Source organism: Pseudomonas shirazica (genome assembly GCF_015168335.1).
GTDB classification, from domain to species: Bacteria; Pseudomonadota; Gammaproteobacteria; order Pseudomonadales; family Pseudomonadaceae; genus Aquipseudomonas; species Aquipseudomonas asiatica.
In genome coordinates, this window is the sequence record NZ_CP063456.1 from 959,170 (window position 1) to 985,221 (window position 26,052).

A 26,052-nucleotide genomic window follows, 5' to 3' on the forward strand; every position below is an offset into this window, starting at 1 on the left:
CCACGTTCAACGTGGGCCCCACAGGTTTTTTCATGTCGGCAGTGTCGCCACCGAGACGAAAAAAAGCGGCGTCATCCTGTGTGGATGACGCCGCTTCGATTACAACGGTACAGGTGGCTGTCGGCCTAGAAGTCGTAGCGCAGGCTCATGGTGGCATTACGCGGGTCACCGTAATGGCCAACACTGCCGCCGATACCCGAGTAGTACTTCTCGTCGAAGATATTGTTCAGGTTCAAGGTGGCGGCCAGATGGTCGGTGACCTGATAGCGCGCCATCAGGCTGGCAACCGTGTAGTCATCCTGGGTGGCTCGGGCTTTGAGGCTGTTGTAGTAGAGCGACATGCTGGAGTTCCAGGACACCCCGCCACCCACGGTCAGCCTGTTCCAGTCACCCTGGAAGCGATAGGTGTTCCAGAAGCGGAAGGTGTCCATGGAATATTGCGTCAGCTGGCGCACGCCATCGGCGTCTTCCGTGCGGGCATGGCTGTAACTGGTCATGACTTGCCAACCAGGCAAGACCTCACCCGACAACTCCAGGTCGATACCCTTGGTCTCGGTACCCTTTGCGCCCTTGTAGGCTTGTTGGTCGAGCGTGCCTTGCACGATCTCACCGCTGTCCTCCACCGCCAGGTTGTCACGCTTGACCAGGAACAGTGCCGTACTGGCGTTCAGACGCCCGTCGTAGAACGCCCCTTTCCAGCCCACTTCGTAGTTGCTGCCTATGACAGGGCCAATGACCGAACCGTTACGATCGAGGTTGGACTGTGGCTTGAAGATATCGGTATAGCTGGCATACACCGATTGCTCGGGGGTCAGGTCATAGATGATGCCCGCGTACGGTGTTACTTCACCCCGCTCGTGCATCTTCACGTCCGGCGATCCGAACGAGGTAGGCCAGTAGTAATAGTCGTAGTCATAGTCGGAGGTGCGCGCGCCTACGATTACGTTCAGGTCATCCATCAGGTTGAACTTGAATGCCGCGTAGGTGCCGCGCTGGCTGCTCTTGATGTTGAGAATTTCCCCAAGTGCGCCAGTCTCGGTTGGCCGAGGCAGGTAGTTGTCCCAGTCATAGAAGTTGACGGTTGTGGTGCCGACGTCATAACCGGTGTGATCGTTCTTGTAATCCTGGTAGTTGAAGCCGGTGATGAACTCGTGAGTACGCCCGAACAGGGAAAAAGGCCCTTGCAGTGTCAGGTCCAGGCCACGCTGGGTCTGGTCGGCTTCAGCGTTGTAACGCAGCATTCGCGCAGCGCCGGTTTCTTCATTGATCCACGCTCGGCCCGAAGAGGTCTGATAAGAGCCGTTGTAGTTATCGCGATTGGAATCCATGTAGTTCGCGGCCAGCTTGATTTGCCAGTCATTGGCGAAGGTATGCTCGGCGGCCATGAAATAGTTGGTGGTTTCCAGCTCGTCGTACATCCAGCGGGCGCCGGAACTGGTAGAGCGGGAAAAGTTGGTCTGCTTGCCGTTGGTGAACAACAGCGGTACACCCGGTGAACCGGTGGCTTTGAACTTCTGGTAGTCGACGCCGAAACGTACCAAGGTGTCGTCGTTCAGGTCCGCTTCGAGAACGCCGTAGAGGATGTCTTTGTCTTCCTTGTACCAGTCGCGAAAGCTGCCGCTTTTCTGCTTGGCCGCCACCATGCGCCCGCGCAGGTTGCCACCCTCGGTCAAGGGGCCGGAAACATCGACTTCGCTGCGGTAGGAGTCCCAGGAGCCGACAGTGCCCTGGATATGCGACTGGAATTCGCGGGTCGGGCGTTTGCGAATGAGGTTGACCACGCCGCCGGGTTCACCCGCGCCGGTCATCAGGCCGGTGGCGCCGCGGACGATTTCGACGCGGTCGTAAAGGGTCATGTCCAGCAACGTGCTGGGCATGTTGCGGGTCTGGTTTTCCTGGGTGGTGGTCACGCCGTCAAGCTGGTAGGTGTTGATGGCACTGCCGCGGGAATAGATGTTGTAGCGCAGGCCACCGTCCTGGGACATGGTGATGCCGGGGGTCTGGTTGAGCACCTGGGTCACGCTGTTGAGCTGCTGGTCGTCCATGCGCTGGCGGGTGATCACGCTGATCGACTGGGGCGTTTCACGGATCGACAGGTTCATCTTGGTGGCGGTGTTGGTCACACCGGTGGTGTAGGAGCCCGTGCCTTCGGTAGTGGCACCAAGGCCCACGCTATTGACGTTGGTCGCCGAAAGCTCGACCTGGCCGGCCTGTGCGCCCGAACTGGCCGTCACCGTCACGGTGTTGCCATCGATCTGGTAACGCAGCCCGGTGCCTTGCAGCAATGTTCGCAACGAAGACTGCAGGTCATGCCGGCCCTTGAGGGCCGTGGAGCGCAGCCCACTGATGTCCTCCGGGCTGTACAGCAACTGGGTATCGGTCTGCCTGGCCAGTGCCTGCAACGCCGAGTTCATCGACTGCGCAGGAATATCCAGGGTCCACTCCTGTGCCTGCACCTGGGTAACCATCGCAGCGGATATCGCCAGGCCCAGGCTGATGCGTGTGAGCGCGCGCTGGGGACGAAGGGAATGACGGATCAGTAATGCTTTGGCAAGCGGGTTGAGCGGGCCGGGGAGGGACTTGGACATCTATTGCGGTCTCGTTGGCAGAGGGTTTTTTTCTATGTCAGCTATATGACGCAGCACCTGTGAAAAACCGGAACGATTCTTATTGGCGATTTTTTTGGGCGATGCTGCGTTAACCGCGTCACAACTTCACAGTTCGCGTGCTACGCGAAAGCCGAGGAAGTCACCGCGGGTGGTCTTGAGGCGGTCGTTGCGGTTGGCCGAGCGGGAGAAGATCGGGGGCTCGCCCCAGTCGTTGCCGCGCATGTGCGCGCGGATGCACTTGGGGTCCTGGATCCAGGCACTGCCGTCGGTGGGGGCGCCTTCGTAGCTGTCGTGGTAGCAGTCGGCGACCCATTCGTAGACGTTGCCGTGCATGTCGTACAGGCCGAAGGCATTGGGCGGGTAGCTGCCCACCGGGGCGGTGAAGGTGTAACCGTCCTTGGGTCCATAGGTATTGGCGTGTTTGCTGATCTCGTATTTGCCCGGTTCGTCGAAGGGGAAGGGGAACGGGCCGCTGGAACCGGCACGTGCGGCATATTCGCGTTCGGCTTCGCTGACCATGCGGTATGGCTTGCCGGTGGTTTCAGCCAGCCATCGGGTGTAGGCCTGTACTTCGTCGTAGTCGATGCATACCGCCGGCTGGCGGGGACCTTGCTTGTAGCTGGGCTTGCTGGCTTCGCACCAGCGGTCGGGGCGGTCGTCGCCGCTCTTGATGACGGTGCCGGTGGCCTTGATATAGGCGTCCAGTTCGCCGGCGGTGACCTGATAGCGGCTCATCGCGAAGGGCTTGGCGAAGGTCACGGTGTGCAGCGGGCCCTCGTCGGGCTGGCGGCCGACTTCGTCGTCAGGGGCCCCCATCACGTAGCTGCCGGCGGGCAGCACGACCATTTCGGGGCAGTCCTTGCAGTCTTTGAACACGTCGCCGGGCTTGGCGGCGTGGGCGTAGGCGCTGACCAGCAGCAGGCAGGTGATCTGGGCTGGCCGGTAGAGCCAGGCGGATACGTTCATCGGTGGTCCTCGAAACGGGTGAATGCGGGCTGCGTTTCGCATTCAGACGAATCGGGGTGGTGAGAAATTAACCAATACACACGCGCCCCCTTACCAGCCAGTTAACGTCACTGGGGCTGCTGCGCAGCCCATCGCCGGCAAGCCAGGCTCCCACAAGGACTGCGAAAATCTTGAGTTCTGCGCCGTACTTGTGGGAGCCCGGCTTGCCGGCGATGGGCCGCAAAGCGGCCCCGGCAATATCGGCGTGGATGCAAAGAACTGGGGCCGCTTCGCGCCCCCTCGCGACACAAGGCCGCTCCTACACGGGATTGTGGCCGGCGGGGTAGTTGCCAGCCAGGAAACACCGGGCTATAGTCCAGCCCACTGTTCTTTTCCCGAAGACCTGTTCATGCCAGCCAGCCCATCCACCACAAGCTTTGCCATCGCGCCAGTCGCGGGCATGGTCGTGCGTGGCTGCCAGCAGCCGGCGATGATCAGTCACTATCCACCACCACCTGTCAGTGGCGTTGTAGGCGGCGTAGCTCCGCCTCCTTGCGTGGTCGTGCTGGGCTGATCGGCTTCTGGCCGCATCCCTTCGCACACGCAACCTACTGAACACGGTCGGCGACTTCCCACGCTGAAGCGCACGCCGTCCGTCTGGCTTATTCGCCTTGAATCAGGTGGCAATACATGTCTGTCTTTAGCAAAGCATCCGTGGCCTCGGCGGCCACTACCAGCCTGTTCGTCCTGCTGTGGAGCAGCGGGGCGATCGTCTCCAAGCTCGGCCTGGCGCATGCCAGCCCGTTTGCCTTCCTGCTGTTGCGCTCGGCGCTGGCCCTGGCCGGGCTGCTGCTGATCGGCCCGTTGCTGGGGCTGCGCTGGCCGCGTAGTCGCGGGGCCATCCTGCGGGCCCTGGGCACCGGCTGTGTGCTGCTCGGCGCCTACCAGATCTTCTACCTGCTGGCGCTCGATACCCATGTCACCCCCGGCATCATGGCCACGGTGATGGGGGTACAACCGATCCTGACCGTGGTGCTGATGGAGCGCCAGCGCTCCTGGAGCCGCTTGTTCGGCCTCGGGTTGGGGCTTGGCGGGTTGATCATGGTGGTCTACCAGGGCATCAACCTGGGCGGGGTATCGTTGGCGGGGATGTTGTTCGCCTTGCTGGCGCTGGCCAGCATGACCTTCGGCTCGATCCTGCAGAAGCGCATCACCGACAACCCCATGGGCACGCTGCCGCTGCAGTACCTGGCCGGCTTTGCCATGTGCGCGCTGTTCGCGCCGCTGCAGCCGCTGCATGTGGAGTGGACTGGCGGTTTCGTCGGCGCGCTGCTGTGGATGGGGCTGGTGGTCTCGCTGCTGGCGACCCTGCTGCTTTACCGGCTGATCGCCAAGGGTAACCTGGTCAATGTCACCAGCCTGTTCTACCTGGTGCCGGCAGTGACCGCGGTGATGGACCTGCTGATCTTCGGTAACCGCCTGGCGCCGCTCAGCCTGCTGGGCATGGGGCTGATCGTGGTGGGCCTGCTGTTCGTGTTCCGCAAGCCCGCCGCGCGCCTGGCCGAGGCGTAGGCCCTAGCGGAACTCTTCGGGGATGGCGTGGCGCAGTACGCCTTCCTCGAAGTCCAGCAGGCCGGCTTCGCGCTGGGTGAGCAGGTAGTAGAGCAAGGTGTCGAGCGAGCGCTGCGACGGGACCTCGACCGCAAGCATCTTCACCGCCTGCTCGGTTTCGCAGTTGCAGCCGAAATCGAGCAAGGCCGCGCGTACCTGGCCCAGGGTTTCCGGGGGCTTGACGATCACCCGGAACACCGAGCTGCCGCTGCTGCGGCGCAGTTCGGCGAACCAGGTTTCGCCGGCTTCCTCACGGGTGCCGATCACGTCGCCCGGGGCGATGCCGTAGACATGGAAGGGAATGTTGTCGACGGCATAGCCGCCTTCCACGGCCTTGGCCCACAGGCCCTCGACCGAGGCTGGTGGGTAGCCGTTTTCGTCCTGCTCCAGGCGGAACAGGACCTTCTTGTACGCGTCGTTCATTGTGTACCCCGCTTCAGCTGCGGGCCGGACGCAGCACCAGCCACAATGCCACGCCAATCAGCAGACCGCCGTACAGGTGCGCCATCGACAGCGGCTCGTCCAGCAGCCATGCCCCCCACAATACGCCGAATACCGGGATCAGGAAGGTCACGGTACTGGCCTTGACCGGGCCGATCTCCTCCAGCAGGCGGAAGTACAGGATGTAGGCGAACGCTGTGCACAGCAGGCCCAGGCCGAGCAGCGACAGCCACACCTGCCAGCCGCCCCAGCTGGCGTGTGGCTGGCTCAGCGCGCTCCAGGCGAACAGCGGGCTCAGCATCAGGGTGGCGCCGAGCATGCTGCCCAGTGCCGACAGGCGGCTGTCCAGGCCGCTGACCCAGCGGCGGGCGAGGAAGCCGGCAAAGCCGTAGCAGGTGGTGGCCGCCAGGCAGGCGAGGGCGCCTTGCAGCAGGGCCAGGTCCAGGGCCACCGGGCCGGCACCGCTGAGGATGCCGACGCCGAACAGGCCGAGGAAGATGCCGCAGAGCTTGGCCAGGGTCATCGGTTCGCGGAAGAACAGCACGCCGACCAGCACACCCATCAGCGGCGTGGTGGCGTTGAAGATTGCCGAGTAGCCGGCGGGCAGCACCTGGGCGGCCACGGAGTAGAACGTGGCGGGAATACCGGAATTGATCATGCCCAGCACCAGGCAGGCCCCGAGCTTGCCCTGGAAGTCCCAGCGCACGCGGGCGGCAGCGAGCAGTGCAACCAGGCCCAGGCAGGCGATGGACACGCGGAAGAACGCCGTCGGCACCGTGCCCAGTTCGGGGGCGATGATGCGCATGAACAGGAAGCTCGCCCCCCAGACGGCGGCAAGGGTCAGCAGGCGGGCTAGGGCGATGGGGCTCACAACGGTCTCCGGAGGCAGGGCAGGGGCGCGAGTGTACGCCAGGGGGGTTGGGGATTCTTGTGCTTTTTTGCGGTGTAAACCTGTGCCGGCCTCTTCGCGGGCACGCCCGCTCCCACAGGTTCTCTGCAATGCTCGGCCCTGTGGTAATCCTGTGGGAGCGGGCGTGCCCGCGAAGAGGCCGGCACAGGCTCCGCAAAAACCAAGAGGCGACTAAGCTCTGTAACTCAACACCGCACCGAGGTCCTCGCATGCCCCAGCCCTGGCCCGCTGTCGAAATCGCCCGGACGATCCTTGCCGGCTTCGACGACTACCGCGACCACTTCCAGCGCATCACCCTCGGTGCCCGCCAGCGCTTCGAGCAGGCGCGCTGGCAGGATATCCAGCGTGCCGCCGCCGCCCGTATCAATCTCTATGAAGAGAAGGTCGCCGAGGTCAACGGCTGGCTGCGCCAGAGCTTTGCCGAGGACGTGCTGCTGGATGTGGAGCAATGGCCGTTGGTGAAGAACGCCTATATCCACCTGATCGACCCAAGGCTGGACGACGAGCTGTCCGAGACCTGGTACAACTCGCTGTTCTGCAGCCTGTTCAGCCACGACCTGATCAGCGACGGCTGCATGTTCATCCACACCACCCGACCGTCCATGCGCAGCCGTGAGCGCGCCGCGCAAACCCGTACCTATCGGCCTGACGGTGGGCTCAAGGGCCTGCTGCGGGCGGTGTTCAGCGATTACCCGTTCGATGTGCCGTACGGCGACCTGGAGGGCGACCTGGTGCGCCTGGAGGATCAGTTGCGCGACTGCCTGCCGGACTGGGTATGCAAGGATCCGACCTTGGCGTTGGAGCTGTTTGTGCCGGTGCTTTACCGCAACAAGGGTGCATACCTGGTCGGCCGTCTGTTCAACAGCGATGAGCAATGGCCGCTGGTAATCCCGCTGCTGCACCGCGAAGGGCACGGTATCGAGGCCGATGCGCTGATCACCGACGAGGCCGAGGTGTCGATCATCTTTTCCTTCACCCGCTCGTACTTCATGGTCGATGTGCCGGTGCCTGCGGAGTTCGTCAACTTCCTCAAACGCATCTTGCCGGGCAAGCACATTGCCGAGCTGTATACCTCCATCGGTTTCTACAAGCATGGCAAGTCGGAGTTCTACCGGGCGCTGATCAACCACCTGGCCAGCAGCGACGACCGCTTCGTCATGGCGCCCGGGGTGCGCGGCATGGTCATGAGCGTGTTCACCCTGCCGGGCTTCAACACCGTGTTCAAGATCATCAAGGACCGTTTTTCACCGTCGAAGACGGTCGACCGTGCCACGGTGATAGACAAGTACCGGCTGGTGAAAAGCGTCGACCGCGTCGGGCGCATGGCCGATACCCAGGAGTTCGCCGATTTTCGATTCCCGCGTAGCAAGTTCGAGCCGGAGTGCCTGGCCGAACTGCTGGAGGTGGCGCCATCGACCGTGGCGCTGGAGGGTGACACGGTGCTGATCCGCCACTGCTGGACCGAGCGGCGCATGACGCCGCTGAACCTGTACCTGGAACACGCCAGCGAGGGCCAGGTGCTGGAGGCCCTGGAGGATTACGGCCTGGCCATCAAGCAGCTGGCGGCGGCGAATATCTTCCCTGGCGACATGCTGCTGAAGAACTTTGGCGTAACCCGCCATGGCCGGGTGGTGTTCTATGACTATGACGAGATCAGCTTCCTGACCGAGGTGAACTTCCGCCATATCCCGCCGCCGCGTTACCCGGAGGACGAGATGTCGGGCGAGCCGTGGTACTCGATCGGGCCGCATGACGTGTTCCCCGAGGAGTTTCCGCCGTTCCTGTTTGCCGATATCGGCCAGCGGCGCTTGTTCAGCCGCCTGCATGGGGAGTTGTACGACGCGGATTACTGGAAGGGGCTGCAGGCGGCGATTCGTGACGGGAAGGTGATCGATGTGTTTCCGTATAGGCGCAAGGGGCGGTGACTGTGCTTTAGCAGGCCCGGCCTCTTCGCGGGCTTGCCCGCTCCCACAGGTACATCACAGCTCTCGAGGGCAGTGGGTTCCTGTGGGAGCGGGCAAGCCCGCGAAGAGGCCGGGCCTGCTTTTCCCAATTACCCCTTCAAACACTTCAATTCACTGAAATCGGTACGCACCTTGCTCAACCGTTCCAGCAGGTACCGCCGCTGCTGCGGGGTACTCTGGTGCACCAGGTCCACCAGCAAGCTGCGCGCCTGCTGCTCGGTATTCTGATACGCCGCCCGGTACTCCGGCGTCCACAAACTCTCCTTGCGCTGCAACAGCGTTGCCAGGCGCGGCTCGAAGCTGGCGTCGTTGCGCTGGTTCATCGCCAGCAGCAATTGCTGCTGCCAGTGCGCGCGGTTGGCGATCCATTCGCGGTTCTGGTCGCCCAGCGCCTGGGACCAGGCCTGCACGCGCTGCTTCTGTACCGCGGTCAGCTCGCCAAACCACGGCGTCAGGCGTTTCTCCATGCGTTCGGTACGGCGGGCGATCTGCTTGTCCAACGGCGTATCCACATACTTCTTCTGCCGTTCGCTGATGTCTTCGCGGAACGCCTCGCGCATCTCCGCCACCTGGGCATCGCTCATGCCGCGCAGCAGCTCGGTGGCCGAAGGGGTGATTTCCTCGGCTACCCGGCCAATCGCCTCGCGGGCTTCGCGGGTACGCTGCTGCAGGGATTGGTCGGTCACCTGGTCGTCGGCGACCATGCCGCGTACCCGGTCCAGCCAGTCGAGGTAACCAGGCAGCTGGGTCTTGCAATGCCAGGCCAGGTGCTCCCGCAGGCGGTCGTCAAGCATGGCCTTCTGCTCGCTGTTCATGGCCAGGTAGTCGCCCAGCGACCACGGCACCAGGCGGTCGAGGTTGCGGTAGGCCAGGTCGATACGGCTGCAGGCGGCCAGGGCCAGGGCGCAGCCGATGGCGACGAGCAGGGCTTTGGACAGGCGTAGCGGCATGGGCTGCTCCTTGCGGGTGCTTGCCCGTCGGTAGACGCAAGAGGAACGCTGACGGTTCCACTGCATCAGCGGTCGGGCGGCGCGCTGGCTTCAGGTGTAGAATAGCCGCCTTGTCTTGAGGAACATCGGAAATGGCTCTGCTTGGGCGTTACAACAGTTTGCAAATCGTGAAACACGTGGACTTCGGCCTGTACCTGAACGGCGGCGCCGACGGCGAGATCCTGCTGCCCGGGCGCTACATCCCGAAAAACGCCGAAACCGAAGTGGATGACTGGCTGAACGTGTTCATCTACCTGGACAGCGAAGACCAGCTGATCGCCACCACCGAGAAGCCCAAGGTGCAGGTTGGCGAGTTCGCCAGCCTCAAGGTCAAGGATATCAACGGTGCCGGCATCTTCCTCGACTGGGGCCTGTCCAAGGACCTGCTGATGCCGTACTCGGAAGAGGCGCGGCCGCTGAAAATCGGCGACTACTGCGTGGTACACGTGTATCTCGACAAGCGCACCCGCCGCATCACCGCCACCTCACGCCTGGACCGCTACCTGGACCGTACCCCGGCGGACTACCAGGTGGGCCAGCCGGTCGAGCTGCTGGTGGCCGGCGAGACACCGATGGGATTCAAGGCGATCATCAACAACCGCCACTGGGGCCTGATCCACAAGAACGAGGTGTTCAAGTTCCTGCGCTCGGGCATGCACGAGAAGGGCTTTATCAAGGAAGTGCGCGCGGACGGCAAGATCGCCTTGAGCCTGCAACCGGTGGGTGCTGCCCTGGCCGACAGCCTGCAGGAGCAGATCATGGCGCGCCTGGAGGCCGAAGGTGGGGTGCTGGGGGTGTGCGACAAGAGCGACCCGGCGCTGATCAGCAAGCTGTTCAACGTCAGCAAGGGCAACTTCAAGAAGGCCATTGGCGGGCTGTTCAAGCAGGGCCGCATCGTCATCCATGACGATCGCATCGAAAAGGCCTGATCAGGCCTGCACGAAGGTACGGAAGTCCAGCTGCTCGCCACCCGGTCGGGTGTCGCGCAGCAGCGAGTCGCGGTCGGCGCTGAGGGCCAGGCTGATGGTCGAGCGGCGCTTGCCGGGGTTGCGCACTTCCATCTGTTCCTGGTGAGCGCGCAGGAAGTTGGTCGGCACCTTCAGGTGCTGCAGCTCGTCGCTTTCCGGGGTGTGCAGCAGCAGGTTGACCCAGTCGGGCTGGCCCTTGCGCAGCAGCGCCACCGGCACCTCGAACCACCACAGGTTGCGCTTGCGGTCGAGGATGGCGAACAGGGTGTTGCTGCTGGTCAGCACCGGGCGGGCCAGTGCTTCGTTACGCCGGGCGATGGCGGCGGGTTTGTCGAGTTTCATGCAGGTTCCTGCGGGTTGACGCTATGAAGGCCTGCATTGTGAGGGGTGGCGGGTAGCGGAGCAAGGTTTGCCAACCGCCTTGCCGCTCGGTTCGAAGGCGAAAAAACTGTTGGAACGCTTGGCGAAGGCGTCGGGTCCACCGACTGTCGGCACGGTCCACGTGCCCCCAATTGCAGGAGTTTTGCCATGAGCGGTACCAAAGACAAAGCGAAAGGCTTGGCCAACGAAGCGATCGGCAACGTCAAGCAGGGTGTCGGCAAAGTGACCGACAACGAGCGGCTGCGGGCCGAGGGTGAAGCGCAGGAGCTCAAGGGCGAGGGGCAACAGATCAAGGGCAATGTGAAGGACGCGGTGAAAAAACCTTGATGTGACTGGCCTGTCCCGGCCTTTTCGCGGGCGTGCCCGCGAAGAGGCCGCTACTGGCGTAAGCAAATTCTTGCAGCATGGCCGGGATCAGCACAGCAGCGGCATGGTCTATTAGACTTACCCGTGGTACCCACGAATCAAGCGGCGAAAGGAGACGCTATGATTTTCCCCGACCTGCGCGGCCTGCCCCTGCACCGCGTGCTGGTACGCACCGTCAAGGAATTCCTCGACGACGAGATGTCGACCTACGCTTCCGCATTGGCCTACCAGATGCTGTTCTCGTTGTTCCCGTTCCTGCTGTTCCTGATCGCCCTGATCGGTTTCCTGCACCTGCCGGACTTCTTCTCCTGGCTGCGCCTGCAATCGGAACTGGTGCTGCCACCCCAGGCGCTGGAGCAGGTCAACCCGGTGATCGACCAGTTGCAGCAGTCCAAGGGCGGGCTGCTGTCAGTAGGTATCGTAATTGCCTTGTGGACCGCATCGGCTGGTGTGCGCCTGATGATGAGCGCGATGAACGCCGCCTACGATGTGCCCGAGGGCCGCCCGGTGTGGAAGCGCATTCCGTTGTCGATCATCTATACCGTGGGCATTGCCGGCATGTTGCTGGTGGCAGCGGCGCTGATGGTGCTGGGCCCGCAGGTGATGGAGTGGATTGCCGCCCAGGTAGGCATGCAGGAGGTGATCGTCACGGTGTGGACCATCCTGCGCTGGCCGGCGATCATCATCCTGATGATGGTGGCGGTGGCGCTGATCTACTACGTGATGCCCGATGTGAAGCAGCAGTTCCGCTTCATCACCCCGGGTTCGGTGCTGGCGGTGGTGGTGTGGATCTTGGCGTCGCTGGGCTTTGCCTACTACGTGAAGACCTTTGCCGACTACAACGCGATGTACGGCAGTATCGGTGCAATCATCGTGCTATTGCTGTATTTCTATATCTCCGCTGCCGTTTTGCTGCTGGGCGCGGAGATGAACGCAGTGATCGAGCACATGTCGAGCGAGGGCAAGAACCCTGGCGAAAAGGACGTCGATGAGCACAAACCCCGCGAAACCATTACCGTGCTGGGCCATGAGCACCCCGTTCCGAGCGAGCACCAATCTTCAGAGCCGAACCCCAGATGATCCGTGACATTCTCAAGATGGGCGACGAACGCCTGCTGCGCATCGCCCCGCCAGTGCCCGAGCACATGATCGGCAGCGCCGAACTGCAGCAACTGATCGACGACATGTTCGAAACCATGCGCCATGTGGGCGGTGTCGGCCTGGCCGCACCGCAGATCGGCATAGACCTGCAACTGGTGATCTTCGGCTTCGAGCGCAGCGAGCGTTACCCGGATGCCGAACCGGTGCCGCAGACTATCCTGCTCAACCCGGTCATCACGCCCACATCCAGCGAGATCGAGGACGGTTGGGAAGGCTGCCTGTCGGTGCCCGGCCTGCGCGGTGTGGTACCGCGTTTCAAGCACATCTGCTATGAAGGCATCGACCCCCAGGGCAACCCGATCAACCGTTTTGCCGACGGCTTCCATGCGCGGGTGGTGCAGCATGAATGCGACCACTTGATCGGCCGGCTTTACCCGTCACGCATCCAGGACTTTTCCCGGTTCGGCTACACCGAGGTGCTGTTCCCCGGGCTCGACGCCAGCGACGACTGACCTCGTTGCAGTGCCACCAGGCGTTTGCTGCGCTGGTAGCGCTGCAGGCGGCCAGCCAGGGTTTCCGGCAGTTGCAGAGCCATGTCGAAGCCCAGGCGCTGGTAGAAGGGCGCAAGGTCCGGGTGGCAGAACAGCCAGGTGGGCCCGCCAGCCTGCGCCAGCGCCGCCTCGACCAACCGCCCGGCCACGCCCTGGCTGCGCCGCTGCGGGTCGACGAACAACCCGGTCAGCCACAAGCCATCGCCCACCGGGCTCAGGCTCAAGCCTGCGATGATGCCGGGGCCCCGCGCCACCCACAGCTCAGCATCGCCCGCAGCACGCATGCGTGAGCCGTGCTGGCGGTAAAAGTGGTCCAGCAGCCGGCGTTCCGGGGCCGAAAGTTTCGAACAGTACAAATTTTCAGAAATTGCGCGCCCTGCCCTGAAAGGTGGCCAGAGGCTCTGGCCCGATGTTTTGCGGTGAATTTGTCGCAGATTGTTGCATATCTGGCAAGGGTGAATGTCCGAGTTCGGGGTTCAACTATTCCAGGCCGGGAGTAGACTTTTAGCCATCCCCACTGGCAGTACGAAGCGGGATCGGTACTTCGTGCCATCTTCACCGCAGATGGCAACTTCTCCGCGCCGGGCACGGCTATAGAAGTCAATCGATCAGCTTGAATGCTCAAAAGGCAAACTCACATGAAACCATTACTGATTCTTGCATTGGTCGGTATGTCCTCGTTCGCCCTCGCCGATGAGGCCAGACCCGTCTCCAGCGAGCCCGTCGCCCAGCAGTACGACTACTCCATGAACCTGGACATCAAGCGGGTGATCAACCTGTCGACCATCCCCAACGTCTGCGAAGTGGTACCTGCGACCATGACCTACGAAGACCACCAGGGCCAGGTGCACACCATCCAGTACCGAGCCATGGGTGAGGGGTGCCAGCAGGGTTGATCGGGCTCTTGCCTGGTGTTGATGGCCCTTTCGCCGGCTTGCTGGTGACGGGGCCATCAACCGTCTTGCAGTTCGAGCAACAGAAAAATCCTGAATGAATATCGAGGAAAAAGTGCTATCTTAATTTGATAGCATTTTTCGATGAACACTCGATACCGCAAAGTCCTCGACGCAATTTTCCGAACGCCGACCACGGCGTCGTTGGCTTTCTCCGAGATCGAGGCATTGGTACTCCATCTGGGCGGTGAGGTGCTGGAGCGGCAAGGCTCCAGGGTCAAGCTGGTGCTGGGTGGCCAATGCTGGAGATGCCATCGGCCTCATCCAGGCAAGGAAGCCAAGCGGTATCAGATTGAAGAAGCCCGTGAATTCCTCTCGCGGGCAGGAGTCAGGATATGAGTTGCATGCGCTACAAAGGCTACGCCGCCCGTATCGAGTACGACGCGCGTGACGATATCTTCGTCGGCCGTGTGCTTGGTATGCGTGACATCATCAGTTTTCACGCAAGCTCGGTGCCCGAGCTGCATGAGGCGTTTCGCGATGCGCTGGAAGATTACCTGGCCGATTGTGCAGAGCAGGGCATTGCGCCGGAAAAGCCTGCCTCGGGCAAAGTAATGCTGCGTATCCGGCCCGAAGTTCATGCTGCCGCGAGTGTTGCTGCCCGTGCCGCCGGCAAAAGCCTCAACCAGTGGGCCGACGAGGTCTTCGAACAAGCCGCAATGGCCTGACCAAGCCTGCTTTCGTTACTCGCGGGTATTCTGCAATTACTCATGCAGAATAGTTTCCGTTGCCTGTCGATTCCTCCAGTTCCCGTTCGACCAATAGGTGAGAGCACGTTGCCCCCCGTGCCCAATCACCCATGACCTGTCGGAGGAACCCCCGATGAGCACCGCAGCCGAAACCGAGATACGCCAATTGATCGAGCGCTGGATGCAGGCCGTGCGCGATCGCGACATCCCCAACATCATCGCTCCCTATGCCGACGACATCGTCGCCTTCGATGCCATCCAGGCCCTGCAGTTCAAGGGCAAGGCAACCTACCAGGCGCACTGGGAAATGTGCATGGGCATGTGCCCCGGCCCCATGGTTTTCGAATACGCCGAACTCACCGTGCATGCCGCTGGCGACCTGGCCCTGGCCCACTGGCTTAACCGCTGCGGCCCCGCGGACAACGAAAGCCAGTGCGGCTTCATGCGCGCCACCGTGGGCTATCGTCGTCAAGGTGGCCAGTGGCAGGTAATCCACGAACACTGGTCGGCGCCATTCGACATGGAAACCCAGAAAGCCCTGTTCGATCTCAAGCCCTGAGCCGTTATCGCCAAACGCACTTTGCCAATGCCCTGGAGGCGACCATGAAATACCTGTGCCTGGTCTATTGTGACGAGGGGCTGCTGCACAGCCTGCCCGACAGCCCGGAAGACGCCGAATGCATGGCGTATGCCGAATCCATCCAAGGCTCCGGGCGAATGCTGGCGGCCGAGGCGCTGAAGCCGGTGCAGACCGCCACCACAGTGCGCATGCGCAACGGGCACATGAGCCTGACCGACGGCCCGTTCGCCGAGACCAAGGAGCAGTTGGCGGGCTTCTACCTGGTGGAAGCCCGCGACCTGAACGAGGCGCTGAACATCGCCAAGGGCATCCCCGCCGCGCGGGTCGGCAGTGTCGAGGTGCGACCGGTGCGCGAACTGCAACCCTGACAGCAATGGAGACTTCCCAGCATGAGCCTGGCACACCCCGCGCAAGTGCAGCACGAGCTGTCCATCAGTCGCCTGATCGACGCACCGCCGTCCAAGGTGTTCCGCGCCTGGACCGACCCTCAGTGGCTGATGCAATGGTGGGGGCCGCACGGCATGACCACCCCGGAATGTGAGATGCAGTTGTGGATCGGTGGCCTGTTCCGCACCGTGATGCGGGCGCCGGATGGCAGCGATTACCCGAACCAGGGCGTATTCCTGGAGATTGCTGCTCCGCGACGGCTGGTGTTCACCGATGCCTTCGGCCCAGGCTGGGTGCCTTCGGACAAGGCGTTCATGACTGCCGTGATCAGTTTTGACGAGGAGCAAGGCAAAACCCGCTACACCGCCCGCGCCTGGCACTGGAATGCCGCCGACTGCCGCGCCCATGAGGAAATGGGCTTCCACCAGGGCTGGGGAGAAAGCCTGGACCGCCTGGTGGAGGTAGTGACCCAGCGGATGCCCGACTGATGACGGCACTGGCGCAGGTGCGCGCCGAGGTCGAGGCGGTCTACCGAAACGAGTCACGGCGCATCCTGGCGACGCTGATCCGCCTGTTGGGTGATTTCGACCTGGCCGAGGAGGCCATGCACGATGCCTTCTTCATCGCAGTCGAACGCTGGCAGCGCGACGGTATTCCCGATAACCCGCGGGCGTGGCTGGTGTCCACTGGCCGCTTCAAGGCCATCGATGTGCTGCGTCGGCGCGCCCGGTTCGACCGTTCCCAGGCGGACCTGAGCATGCTGCTCGACGGCCAGGCGCAGGACCCCAGCGAAGAAGAGCTGCTGGCCGACGACCGCTTGCGGCTGATCTTCACCTGCTGCCACCCGGCCTTGTCCGCCGATGCCCAGGTGCCGCTGACCCTGCGTGAAGTCTGCGACCTGACCACCGAGCAGATCGCCCGTGCTTTCCTGCAGAGCCCGGCCACCATCGCGCAGCGTATCGTGCGCGCCAAGGCCAAGATCCGCGATGCCGGCATCCCTTATCAGGTGCCGGAGCTGAACGAACTGCCCGAGCGCCTGGAGAGTGTGCTGCGGGTGATCTACCTGGTGTTCAACGAGGGCTATTCGGCGTCGTCGGGCGAGGCGCTGTTGCAGCAGGAGCTGAGCGATGAAGCCATACGCCTGGCGCGGCTGCTGGTGCAGTTGCTGCCCGACCCGGAGGCGGTCGGCCTGCTGGCCTTGATGTTGCTGCAGGCATCCCGGCAGCGGGCGCGTACCGATGGCCGGGGCAATCTGGTATTGCTCGAGCAGCAGGATCGTAGCCTGTGGGACCGGCAACGCATTGCCGAAGGTTGCGAACTGGTGCGCCAGGCCCTGCAAAGCCGGGCGTTCGGTGCTTATACCGTGCAGGCGGCGATTGCCGCGGTGCATGCCGAAGCGGCGACAGCCGAAGCGACCGACTGGGCGGAGATCGTCGGGCTGTATGACGTGCTGCAGCGGCATTGGCCGTCAGCTGTGGTTGAACTGAACAGGGCCGTGGCGCTGGCGAAGCGGGATGGGCCTGAGGTTGGCCTGCGGGAGGTCGAAGGGATTCTGGCGCGGGGAGAGTTGCTGGACTATCACCTGGCGCATGCGACGCGGGGTGAGCTGCATTACCAGCTGGGGCATGTAGAAGAGGCCCGGGCGGCCTGGCTGCAGGCGCTGGCGTTGACCCGGCAGGAGCCGGAGCGCAGGCATATCGAGCGGCGGTTGCAAGCGATTGAATGATGTTGGCTGGACTGGCCTCTTCGCGGGCACGCCCGCTCCCACAGGTTTTCCACTGGGTTGAAGGCTATGCAATCCCTGTGGGAGCGGGCGTGCCCGCGAAGAGGCCGGTACTGCCTACATCACTTTTCAGCTAGCCACAAAATTCGGCGGCGACACCAGCTCGACGGTCTGCTGCTTGCGCGGTGCCAGGATCTCGGCCTCGCCCTGAACCACCAGCTCATCGTTCTGGTTGTAGACATTGGTGGCGATACGTACCTTGAACTTGGGCAGCTTCTCCAGGATTTCCAGGCGTACGGTTAGGGTATCGCCAATCTTCACCGGCTTCTGGAAGCTCATCTGCTGGCCCAGGTAGATGGTGCCAGGGCCAGGCAGGGTGCAGGCCACTGCAGCACTGATCAGCGCGCCGCTGAACATGCCGTGGGCAATGCGCTCGCGGAACATGCTCTTGGCAGCGAACTCGGCGTCCAGGTGTACCGGGTTGTGGTCACCGGACATCGCGGCGAACAACTGGATGTCGCGTTCTTCGACGGACTTCTTGTACTCGGCCTTCTGGCCGACTTCGAGGGCTTCGTAAGGCGTGTTGGTGACCTGGGACATCGGGGCTTCCTTAAGCGGTAGGCGAGGGCGGCTATCATTCACTGCGCACAGGGCGGCCAAGAGCCAGCGCCTGTTCAAGCCAGACGAGAATATCGGCGGTGACCTCGTTACGGTTGGTTTCGTTGAGTACTTCGTGCCGCGCCTCAGGATAGACGCGCAGCTGTACATGTCGATTGCCGGTCGCGCGCAGGGCGTCGGCCAGATGGGTGAGACGCTTGCCGGCACTGACCGGATCACATTCACCACCGATCACCAGCAGCGGCAGGTTCGGATCGATCTGCGCGAGGTTACTCGGCTGGCTGATCTGCGCCAAGCCTTGCAGCAGGTCAAGCCACAATTGGTTGCTGCAGCGAAAGCCGCAGAGCGGGTCGTTGACATACAGGTCGACCTGCGCCGGGTCGCGGCTGAGCCAGTCGAACGCCGTGCGGTTGGGCTTGAAGGCCTTGTTGAACGAGCCGAACGACAACCATTCTATGAGCGCGCTCTTTCCCAGCGGCCCTTGGCGCCAGGCCTCCAGCCGGGCAATCAGGCGCGCCACACGGTAGAGCGCTGCCGGCTGGTAGTTGGAGCCACTGAGGATCGCCCCATGCAGGCTGCCACTGTGGTGCAGCAGGTAGGCCTGGGCGATGTAGCTGCCCATGCTGTGGCCGAACAGGAACAGCGGTGTGCACGGGAATTGCTGACCGATGTGCTGGGCCAGCAGCCCGATGTCGTTGACCACGGCATTCCAGCCATGATGGCGGGCGAACAGGCCGAGGCTGCCCAGCTCGGCCGTGCGTCCATGGCCGCGCTGGTCGGGGGCGAACAGGGCGAAACCGGCCTCGCTCAAGGCATGGCCCAGGTGCTGGTAGCGCCCGGCGTGCTCGGCCATGCCGTGGGCCAGCAGCACCACGGCTTTTACCGGTGTGGCCGGCAACCATTGGTGCACATACAGGCTGCAGTGCTCGCTGGCGGGTAACCAGAAGGCGTCGTGAGGCATGGCGGGTCCTTGTGCGCACAGGTACCCGAACAGTGTATGCACAACCGACCGGATTGCAGGAAGGGCACAAATAAGATTCACAATGTTAATGGCGGCACTTGGCGTATATGCCACCTTGGGCTTACCTGCTAACGTCGGATCAACGCCTTTTCGCTTTCGGGCGGGCAGGTGAAAGGATTACAGGACTCACAGCAGGTCCAGGCAGAGGAACAATAATAAATGCAAGCCGACTTCTGGAATGACAAGCGCCCGGCGGGCGTGCCTTCCACCATCGACATCAATGCCTACACCTCGGTCGTCGAGGTGTTCGAGCGCTCCTGCAAACGCTTCGCCGACCGCCCGGCCTTCAGCAATTTGGGCGTAACCCTGACCTACGCGGACCTGGAACGCCATTCGGCGGCCTTCGCCGCCTGGCTACAGCAGCACACCGACCTCAAGCCGGGCGACCGCATCGCGGTGCAGATGCCCAATGTGCTGCAATACCCTATCGCTGTGTTCGGTGCCCTGCGCGCTGGCCTGATCGTGGTCAACACCAACCCGCTGTACACAGAGCGCGAGATGCGCCATCAGTTCAAGGACAGCGGCGCGCGTGCGCTGGTGTACCTGAACATGTTCGGCAAGCGCGTGCAGGAGGTATTGCCCGATACCGGCATCGAGTACCTGATCGAGGCGAGGATGGGCGACCTGCTGCCCACCGCCAAGGGCTGGCTGGTCAACACCGTGGTCGACAAGGTCAAGAAGATGGTGCCGGCCTACCAGCTGCCCCAGGCGGTGTCGTTCAAGCAGGTGCTGCGCCAGGGCCGCGAGCTGCCTCACAAGCCGGTGCCGCTCAGCCTGGACGACACTGCCGTGCTGCAATACACCGGTGGCACCACCGGCCTGGCCAAGGGCGCCATGCTCACCCACGGCAACCTGGTGGCCAACATGCTGCAGGTGCTGGCCTGCTTCTCGCAGCACGGGCCGGACGGGCAGAAGCTGATCAAGGACGGCCAGGAAGTGATGATCGCGCCGCTGCCGCTGTACCACATCTATGCCTTTACCGCGAACTGCATGTGCATGATGGTCACCGGCAACCACAACGTTCTGATCACCAACCCGCGGGATATTTCCGGCTTCATCAAGGAGCTGGGCAAATGGCGTTTCTCCGCCTTGCTGGGCCTGAACACGCTGTTCGTCGCACTGATGGACCACCCGGGCTTCCGCCAGCTCGACTTTTCGGCGCTGAAGGTCACCAACTCCGGCGGCACCGCACTGGTGAAGGCCACCGCAGAGCGCTGGGAGGCGCTTACCGGTTGCCGCATCGTCGAAGGCTACGGTCTGACCGAAACCTCGCCGGTGGCCAGCACCAACCCCTATGGCCAGCTGGCGCGTCTGGGTACGGTGGGCATCCCGGTGGCGGGCACCGCCTTCAAGGTGATCGACGATGACGGCAACGAGCTGCCGCTGGGCGAGCGGGGCGAGCTGTGCATCAAGGGCCCGCAGGTGATGAAAGGCTACTGGCAGCAGCCCGAGGCCACGGCCCAGGCCCTGGATGCGGAGGGCTGGTTCAAGACCGGCGACATCGCGGTGATCGACCCGGACGGCTTCACCCGAATCGTCGACCGCAAGAAGGACATGATCATCGTATCGGGTTTCAACGTGTACCCCAACGAGATCGAGGATGTGGTGATGGGCCATCCCAAGGTCGCCAACTGCGCGGCCATCGGCGTACCGGACGAGCGCTCCGGCGAGGCGGTGAAGCTGTTCGTTGTGCCGCGCGAGGGCGGGCTGAGCGTGGATGAGCTGAAGGCCTACTGCAAGGCCAACTTCACCGGCTACAAGGTGCCCAAGCACATCGTGCTGCGCGAGTCGTTGCCGATGACGCCGGTGGGCAAGATCCTGCGGCGGGAGCTGCGCGACATAGCTTGATACCGGGGTTGGCTTCTTCGCGGGCTTGCCCGCTCCCACAGGTACTGCACAGCATTCGAGAACTGTGAGGTCCCTGTGGGAGCGGGCAAGCCCGCGAATGCCGTGAAACCGCTCTAACAGGCTATTTATAGCCCGATGTGCGACATTTTGGATAATTACTCTAAAAATGACCTGTATTGTTCATTGAGTCATTTTTGTGACCGTGAGGCCTGTTTTGGCCTCTAGGCGACCCCAGGCAAAGCTGTTACTCTCGGCCCGCTTTCAGATGATCCGGTTTGCAACGAGCCGTCATCCCATATCAATAATAAGCGCATCGACGCGTGAATCGAACTTCGCTGTTGCTGAAGGAGTGGGCTTCCATGATCGAAAATTTTTGGAAGGATAAGTACCCAGCCGGGATTACGGCGGAAATCAATCCTGACGAATTCCCCAATATCCAGGCGGTACTCAAGCAATCCTGCCAACGCTTTGCCGACAAACCGGCCTTTAGCAACCTGGGCAAGACTATCACTTATGGCGAGCTGTATGCGCTGTCGGGAGCGTTTGCCGCCTGGTTGCAGCAGCATACCGACCTCAAGCCGGGTGACCGCATTGCCGTGCAGCTGCCCAACGTACTGCAATACCCGGTGGCGGTATTCGGTGCCATGCGTGCCGGGCTGATCGTGGTCAACACCAACCCGCTGTACACCGCACGGGAAATGGAACACCAGTTCAACGACTCCGGCGCCAAGGCTTTGGTGTGCCTGGCCAACATGGCCCACCTGGCCGAGAAGGTGGTGCCCAAGACCCAGGTCAGGCACGTCATCGTCACCGAAGTGGCCGACCTGCTGCCGCCGCTCAAGCGCCTGCTGATCAACAGCGTGATCAAGTACGTGAAGAAGATGGTGCCGGCCTACAACCTGCCGCGTGCCGTACGCTTCAACGACGCTCTGGCGCAGGGCAAGGGCCAGCCGGTGACCGAGGCCAACCCGCAGGCTAACGACGTGGCGGTGCTGCAGTACACCGGTGGCACCACCGGCGTGGCCAAGGGCGCGATGCTTACCCACCGCAACCTTGTGGCCAACATGCTGCAGTGCCGGGCGCTGATGGGCTCCAACCTGCACGAAGGCTGCGAAATCCTCATCACCCCGCTGCCGCTGTACCACATCTACGCCTTTACCTTCCATTGCATGGCAATGATGCTGATCGGCAACCACAACGTGCTGATCAGCAACCCGCGTGACCTGCCAGCCATGGTCAAGGAACTGGGCAAGTGGAAGTTCAGCGGCTTCGTCGGCCTCAACACTCTGTTCGTTGCCTTGTGCAACAACGAGGCGTTCCGTGCCCTGGACTTCTCGGCGCTGAAGATCACCCTCTCCGGTGGCATGGCCCTGCAACTGAGCGTGGCCGAGCGCTGGAAGGCCGTGACCGGCTGCGCCATCTGCGAAGGCTATGGCATGACCGAGACCAGCCCGGTGGCTGCGGTGAACCCGGCGGAGGCCAACCAGGTCGGCACCATCGGTATTCCGGTGCCGTCCACCCTGTGCAAGGTCATCGACGACAACGGCAACGAGCTGCCGCTGGGCGAGGTGGGCGAGTTGTGCGTCAAGGGCCCGCAGGTGATGAAGGGCTACTGGCAGCGTGAGGAGGCCACTGCCGAGATTCTCGACAGCGATGGCTGGCTGAAGACCGGCGACATCGCCGTGATCCAGCCAGATGGTTACATGCGCATCGTCGACCGCAAGAAGGACATGATCCTGGTCTCGGGCTTCAACGTTTACCCCAACGAGCTGGAAGATGTGCTGGCGGCCCTGCCGGGCGTGCTGCAGTGCGCGGCCATCGGCGTGCCGGACGAGAAGTCCGGTGAAGTGATCAAGGTGTTCATCGTGGTCAAGCCGGGCATGACCCTGACCAAGGAACAGGTGATGGAGCACATGCGCGCCAACGTCACCGGCTACAAGGTCCCGCGCCAGATCGAGTTCCGCGACGCGCTGCCGACCACCAACGTTGGCAAGATCCTGCGCCGCGAACTGCGCGATGAAGAGCTGAAGAAACAGGGCTTGAAGAAGATCGCCTGACGCCCAGCCAGCGCGGTCTGTGTAGGAGCGGCCTTGTGTCGCGATCGGGTCGCGAAGCGGCCCCAGGTTTTCAGCCGTGATGCTGAAATTGCTGGGGCCGCTTCGCGGCCCGATCGCGACACGAGGCCGCTCCTACAGAGGTTGCGCAGGCCTCAGGTTCAGCGCAGTTTCTCCAGCATCTGGTAGTACCACATCCCCGCCGCCAGCAGCGGGTTGCCCAGCAAGTCCCCCATCGGCACCCGCACATGCTTGCACTGGGCGAAGGTGTCGAACTTCTCCAGCGTCCCGGTCAACGCCTCGGCCATGATCTCGCCCATGATGTGGCTGGTGGCAATGCCGTGCCCCGAATAACCCTGGCAATACCAAACGTTGTCCGACAGCTTGCCCAGCTGCGGGATGCGGTTGACCACGATGCCCATGGCGCAGCTCCACTGGAATTCGATCGGCACACCTTTCAACGCCGGGAAGGTGCGCTCGATGCACGGGCGCAGTTCGCCTTCGATATCCCGTGAATCACGGCCGGAATAGTTGGCGCCACCGCCGAACAGCAGGCGCTTGTCGGCGGTCAGCCGGTAGTAGTCGAGGACGAAGCGGCAGTCGTACACCGCCAGGTCCTGCGGGTTGATCTGTTCGGCCAGTTCCCCCAGCGGTGCGGTGGTGACGATGCCGCCCATGGCCGGGAAGATCTTGCCCTTGAGTTGGCGCTTTTCCAGTTTGTGGTACACATCGCCGGCCAGCATCACCTGGCGCGCCTCGACCCGCCCGTGGGCAGTGACCACCGCCGGGCGCGGGCCGTGGACGATGTCCAGCACTTCGGAGTTTTCGAAAATCAGCGCCCCCAGGCCATGGGCAGCACGGGCCTCGCCCAGGCACAGGTTGAGCGGGTGCAGGTGCAGGTTGCGCAGGTTTTTCAGCGCGCCCAGGTACAGCGGGCTTTGCAGGTGCTCGGCCATGCCATCGCGGTCCAGCAGTTGTACCTGCTCGCCCATGCCGCGCCGCCGGGCCTCGGCTTCGAATGCGCGCAGCTCGTCCATGTGCGAGGGCTTCATGGCCGCGTGCAGGTGGCCGCGCTTGAGGTCGCAGTCGATGTTGTAGCGTGCCACGCGCTGCTCGATCACCTGGTGCCCGCGCCAGCGCAAGTGCCAGATGAAGTCATCGACCTCGGTACCGAGGCGGTTGCGCATCTGCGAGCGCATGGCTTCGTCGCCCGACAGGCTGCCGGTGACCTGGCCGCCGTTGCGCCCGCTGGCACCCCAGCCGATGCGGTTGGTTTCGACGATGGCCACCTTCAGGCCACGCTCGGCCAGCTCCACCGCCGTGGCCACGCCGGTGAAGCCGCCGCCGATGATCGCCACATCCACCTGTACCGTGCCCTTGAGCTGCGGGTACTCGGTGTGGTCGTTGAGGGTGGCGCTGTAGTAGGACGGCGCGCGTTGCGCCGGCCCTTTGTTCAATGCTGCATTCATGGGTGTTCCTTGTTATCCGGGGATCAGGCCTGGTGCAGATACCAGCGCCAGTCCTGCTCACTGACTTCGGCCATGAACTGGCGGTACTCGGCGCGCTTGACCTTCAGGTATACGCCAAGGAAGTCCTCGCCCAGTGCTTCGCGAGCCCAGCTCGAATGCTGCAGGGCGTCGAGGGCAGTCAGCCAGTCGGTGGGCAGGTGTTCGGTGGCCTGGGCATAGCCATTGCCTTCCACCGGTGCCCCCGGGTCCAGCTGTTGGCGAATGCCCCAGTGGCTGGCGGCAAGGATCGCCGCAGCGGCCAGGTAGGGGTTGGCATCGGCGCCGCAGATGCGGTGCTCCACGTGCCGGCTGTTGGCCGGACCGCCCGGTATGCGCAGGCTCACGGTGCGGTTGTCGACGCCCCAGGTTGGCGCCAGCGGGGCATAGCTGTTGGCCTGGAAGCGGCGGAACGAGTTGGCGTTGGGGCAGAACAGCAGCAGCGAGTCGCGCAGGTGTCGCAGCATGCCTGCCACGGCCTGGCGCAGCAGCGGGGTACCGGCTTTGTCTTCACTGGCGAACAGGTTGTTGCCGGCGCTGTCGGCCAGGCTCAGGTGCATGTGCATGCCGGTGCCGGCCAGTTGCGCGAACGGCTTGGCCATGAAGCAGGCCTGCATGCCATGGGCATGGGCAATGCCTTTGACCAGGCGCTTGTAGCGCACGGCCTGGTCCATCGCCTGCAGAGCGTCGCCGTGCTCGAGGGTGATTTCCACCTGGCCGGGGGCGTATTCCGAAATCGCCGTGCGCGCCGGGATGCCCTGGGCCTTGCAGGCGGCGTAGAGGTCGGCAAGGAACGGCTCGATCTGCTCCAGTTCGCGCAGGCCATACACCTGGGTGGTGCGTGGGCGGCCGCCGTCATTGTCCAGTGCCGGTTGCGGGCGGCCCTGGGCATCAGGTTGCTGGTCCAGCAGGTAGAACTCCAGCTCGCAGGCCATCACCGGATGGTAGCCGTCGGCCTTCAACGCCTCGATGGTACGCAGCAGCACATGGCGCGGGTCGGCGATGCTGGCCGGCAGGCCCTCGTTCGGGTGCATGCTCACCTGCACCGCGGCGGTCGGCACCCGGCGCCAGGGCAGGCGCACCAGGCTGCCTTCAAGCGGGTAGGCGCGGCAGTCGATATCGCCCACGTCCCACACCAGGCCGGAGTTTTCCACGTCGTCGCCGTTCAGGGTCAGGCCGAGAATGGTGCTGGGCAGCGGCCGGCCGGTCTGGTACACGGCCAACAGTTCGTCGCGGTGCAGCAGCTTGCCGCGCGGCACGCCATTGGCGTCGAGGATGAACAGTTCGAACAGTTCGATATCGGGGTTGTCGGCCAGAAAACGGCTGGCGTGCTCTACAGGTGCAAAGTTCATGATGGATTCGCTCACGGGGCGCACGGGCCACCGCGCATGCAGGCGGCCCGGCTGAGTCAAGCGGCCAGACGACGGCCGGGTTTGGTCACAAAGGCGTGAGCGAGAAATCCGGTGGGCGTGCGTGACGGCAGTGCCACAGGGCCCAGAAGGCGAGGATGATGTGGACCAGCGGATTCTCACCGGCACGGCGCCGGGCCTTCGCTTGCGAAGGGCGGGACGACGGTGGGGCGATGGGCTGGACGGGAGTCATGCCTTTGATACTCACATGCGGCGTAAGGTTGATTAAAGCAGTGAATGGCAACCTTTACATAAGCCCTTGCTAAACTTTCCGCCGCCGTGCGATCCCTGTAGGAGCGGCCTTGTGTCGCGATGGGCTGCGGCAGCAGCCCCAGGATCTTCGCTCCAGCACAAATTGCCGGGGCTGCTGCCGCAGCCCATCGCGACACAAGGCCGCTCCTACAGGGGCAGCGCCAGCCTGGACAGCAA

27 protein-coding genes are annotated in these 26,052 nt (G+C 63.1%); 16 read left to right on the forward strand and 11 right to left on the reverse strand.

The features are described 5' to 3' along the window. Positions 1-125 precede the first annotated feature (125 nt). Together IMX18_RS04375 and pvdO are read right to left on the reverse strand one after the other, a co-directional pair. Positions 126-2,588, reverse strand: a complete 2,463-nt coding sequence (locus IMX18_RS04375) for a TonB-dependent siderophore receptor (RefSeq protein ID WP_054573781.1) — start codon at positions 2,586-2,588, stop codon at positions 126-128. A 126-nt stretch (positions 2,589-2,714) separates the two neighbouring features. After that, entirely contained in the window at positions 2,715-3,575 is an 861-nt protein-coding gene (pvdO, locus tag IMX18_RS04380) for a dihydropyoverdine dehydrogenase (protein WP_015271324.1), read from the reverse strand. A 388-nt stretch (positions 3,576-3,963) separates the two neighbouring features. Here pvdO and IMX18_RS04385 point away from each other — a divergent pair, with 388 nt between their 5' ends. Together IMX18_RS04385 and IMX18_RS04390 are read left to right on the forward strand one after the other, a co-directional pair. Beyond that, positions 3,964-4,128: a hypothetical protein gene (locus IMX18_RS04385; protein WP_170304001.1), complete on the forward strand. Its 165-nt coding sequence runs from the start codon at positions 3,964-3,966 to the stop codon at positions 4,126-4,128. Positions 4,129-4,244: 116 nt separating this feature from the next. Next, positions 4,245-5,126 (forward strand): DMT family transporter, encoded by an 882-nt coding sequence (locus tag IMX18_RS04390; RefSeq protein WP_041505660.1) that lies wholly within the window; start codon positions 4,245-4,247, stop codon positions 5,124-5,126. Between the two features lie 3 nt (positions 5,127-5,129). Here IMX18_RS04390 and IMX18_RS04395 read toward each other — a convergent pair whose 3' ends face one another. Both IMX18_RS04395 and IMX18_RS04400 read right to left on the reverse strand, forming a co-directional pair. Next, entirely contained in the window at positions 5,130-5,588 is a 459-nt protein-coding gene (locus IMX18_RS04395; RefSeq protein WP_054573782.1) for a DUF4265 domain-containing protein, read from the reverse strand. Positions 5,589-5,601: 13 nt separating this feature from the next. Then, on the reverse strand, positions 5,602-6,477 hold the full coding sequence (locus IMX18_RS04400; RefSeq protein ID WP_223175415.1) for a DMT family transporter: 876 nt from the start codon (positions 6,475-6,477) through the stop codon (positions 5,602-5,604). 248 nt (positions 6,478-6,725) lie between these two features. Here IMX18_RS04400 and aceK point away from each other — a divergent pair, with 248 nt between their 5' ends. Beyond that, positions 6,726-8,441, forward strand: coding sequence for a bifunctional isocitrate dehydrogenase kinase/phosphatase (gene aceK, locus IMX18_RS04405; protein WP_013973730.1), 1,716 nt, complete (start codon positions 6,726-6,728; stop codon positions 8,439-8,441). Positions 8,442-8,569: 128 nt separating this feature from the next. Here the strand turns inward: aceK and IMX18_RS04410 are convergent, their stop codons facing one another. After that, on the reverse strand, positions 8,570-9,430 hold the full coding sequence (locus IMX18_RS04410; protein WP_015271320.1) for a DUF6279 family lipoprotein: 861 nt from the start codon (positions 9,428-9,430) through the stop codon (positions 8,570-8,572). Between the two features lie 131 nt (positions 9,431-9,561). Here IMX18_RS04410 and IMX18_RS04415 point away from each other — a divergent pair, with 131 nt between their 5' ends. Beyond that, complete coding sequence (locus IMX18_RS04415; protein ID WP_217190731.1) at positions 9,562-10,398, forward strand: CvfB family protein; 837 nt, start codon at positions 9,562-9,564, stop codon at positions 10,396-10,398. Here the strand turns inward: IMX18_RS04415 and IMX18_RS04420 are convergent, their stop codons facing one another. After that, positions 10,399-10,779 (reverse strand): hypothetical protein, encoded by a 381-nt coding sequence (locus tag IMX18_RS04420; protein WP_013973727.1) that lies wholly within the window; start codon positions 10,777-10,779, stop codon positions 10,399-10,401. 186 nt (positions 10,780-10,965) lie between these two features. On the opposite strand from IMX18_RS04420, the gene IMX18_RS04425 reads away from it, so the two are divergent. From IMX18_RS04425 to def, 3 genes are all read left to right on the forward strand, one after another. Next, positions 10,966-11,145 (forward strand): CsbD family protein, encoded by a 180-nt coding sequence (locus tag IMX18_RS04425; RefSeq protein ID WP_015271319.1) that lies wholly within the window; start codon positions 10,966-10,968, stop codon positions 11,143-11,145. 159 nt (positions 11,146-11,304) lie between these two features. After that, the gene (locus tag IMX18_RS04430) at positions 11,305-12,264 is read left to right on the forward strand and encodes a YihY/virulence factor BrkB family protein (protein ID WP_013973725.1); all 960 of its coding nucleotides are present in this window, start codon (positions 11,305-11,307) and stop codon (positions 12,262-12,264) included. Next, positions 12,261-12,797 carry a peptide deformylase gene (gene def / locus IMX18_RS04435; RefSeq protein ID WP_015271318.1) on the forward strand — a complete coding sequence of 179 codons (537 nt, stop codon included), beginning with the start codon at positions 12,261-12,263 and terminating at the stop codon, positions 12,795-12,797. The genes IMX18_RS04430 and def overlap by 4 nt, the downstream gene beginning before the upstream one ends. Here def and IMX18_RS04440 read toward each other — a convergent pair. Next, positions 12,752-13,120 (reverse strand): GNAT family N-acetyltransferase, encoded by a 369-nt coding sequence (locus IMX18_RS04440; RefSeq protein WP_015271317.1) that lies wholly within the window; start codon positions 13,118-13,120, stop codon positions 12,752-12,754. The genes def and IMX18_RS04440 overlap by 46 nt on opposite strands. A 354-nt stretch (positions 13,121-13,474) precedes the next feature. Here IMX18_RS04440 and IMX18_RS04445 point away from each other — a divergent pair, with 354 nt between their 5' ends. The 7 genes from IMX18_RS04445 (at position 13,475) to IMX18_RS04475 (ending at position 17,171) form a co-directional block, all read left to right on the forward strand. Beyond that, a complete protein-coding gene (locus tag IMX18_RS04445) occupies positions 13,475-13,732 on the forward strand; it encodes a DUF2790 domain-containing protein (RefSeq protein ID WP_004375752.1) in 258 nt (85 codons plus the stop codon). 141 nt (positions 13,733-13,873) lie between these two features. Next, positions 13,874-14,128, forward strand: coding sequence for a type II toxin-antitoxin system HicA family toxin (locus IMX18_RS04450; protein WP_085721171.1), 255 nt, complete (start codon positions 13,874-13,876; stop codon positions 14,126-14,128). After that, positions 14,125-14,457 carry a type II toxin-antitoxin system HicB family antitoxin gene (locus IMX18_RS04455; RefSeq protein ID WP_015271315.1) on the forward strand — a complete coding sequence of 111 codons (333 nt, stop codon included), beginning with the start codon at positions 14,125-14,127 and terminating at the stop codon, positions 14,455-14,457. The genes IMX18_RS04450 and IMX18_RS04455 overlap by 4 nt, the downstream gene beginning before the upstream one ends. A 154-nt stretch (positions 14,458-14,611) precedes the next feature. After that, positions 14,612-15,037 carry a YybH family protein gene (locus tag IMX18_RS04460; protein ID WP_054573787.1) on the forward strand — a complete coding sequence of 142 codons (426 nt, stop codon included), beginning with the start codon at positions 14,612-14,614 and terminating at the stop codon, positions 15,035-15,037. 44 nt (positions 15,038-15,081) lie between these two features. After that, entirely contained in the window at positions 15,082-15,426 is a 345-nt protein-coding gene (locus IMX18_RS04465; RefSeq protein ID WP_013973721.1) for a YciI family protein, read from the forward strand. A gap of 21 nt (positions 15,427-15,447) precedes the next feature. After that, a complete protein-coding gene (locus IMX18_RS04470) occupies positions 15,448-15,933 on the forward strand; it encodes an SRPBCC family protein (RefSeq protein ID WP_013973720.1) in 486 nt (161 codons plus the stop codon). After that, entirely contained in the window at positions 15,933-17,171 is a 1,239-nt protein-coding gene (locus IMX18_RS04475) for an RNA polymerase sigma factor (protein WP_054573788.1), read from the forward strand. Before IMX18_RS04470 ends, IMX18_RS04475 begins: the two co-directional genes overlap by 1 nt. A 126-nt stretch (positions 17,172-17,297) precedes the next feature. Here the strand turns inward: IMX18_RS04475 and IMX18_RS04480 are convergent, their stop codons facing one another. Both IMX18_RS04480 and IMX18_RS04485 read right to left on the reverse strand, forming a co-directional pair. Beyond that, on the reverse strand, positions 17,298-17,768 hold the full coding sequence (locus tag IMX18_RS04480) for a MaoC family dehydratase (RefSeq protein ID WP_012273633.1): 471 nt from the start codon (positions 17,766-17,768) through the stop codon (positions 17,298-17,300). Between the two features lie 34 nt (positions 17,769-17,802). After that, the gene (locus tag IMX18_RS04485) at positions 17,803-18,747 is read right to left on the reverse strand and encodes an alpha/beta hydrolase (RefSeq protein ID WP_054573789.1); all 945 of its coding nucleotides are present in this window, start codon (positions 18,745-18,747) and stop codon (positions 17,803-17,805) included. Between the two features lie 219 nt (positions 18,748-18,966). Between IMX18_RS04485 and fadD2 the strand changes: the two genes are divergently transcribed. Beyond that, entirely contained in the window at positions 18,967-20,655 is a 1,689-nt protein-coding gene (gene fadD2 / locus IMX18_RS04490) for a long-chain-fatty-acid--CoA ligase FadD2 (protein WP_054573790.1), read from the forward strand. 359 nt (positions 20,656-21,014) lie between these two features. Continuing rightward, complete coding sequence (fadD1, locus tag IMX18_RS04495; RefSeq protein ID WP_023663600.1) at positions 21,015-22,712, forward strand: long-chain-fatty-acid--CoA ligase FadD1; 1,698 nt, start codon at positions 21,015-21,017, stop codon at positions 22,710-22,712. A gap of 158 nt (positions 22,713-22,870) precedes the next feature. Here the strand turns inward: fadD1 and IMX18_RS04500 are convergent, their stop codons facing one another. Beyond that, positions 22,871-24,178 (reverse strand): NAD(P)/FAD-dependent oxidoreductase, encoded by a 1,308-nt coding sequence (locus tag IMX18_RS04500; RefSeq protein ID WP_191472255.1) that lies wholly within the window; start codon positions 24,176-24,178, stop codon positions 22,871-22,873. Between the two features lie 23 nt (positions 24,179-24,201). Then, positions 24,202-25,566 (reverse strand): glutamine synthetase family protein, encoded by a 1,365-nt coding sequence (locus IMX18_RS04505; protein WP_015271307.1) that lies wholly within the window; start codon positions 25,564-25,566, stop codon positions 24,202-24,204. Positions 25,567-26,052 lie beyond the last annotated feature (486 nt).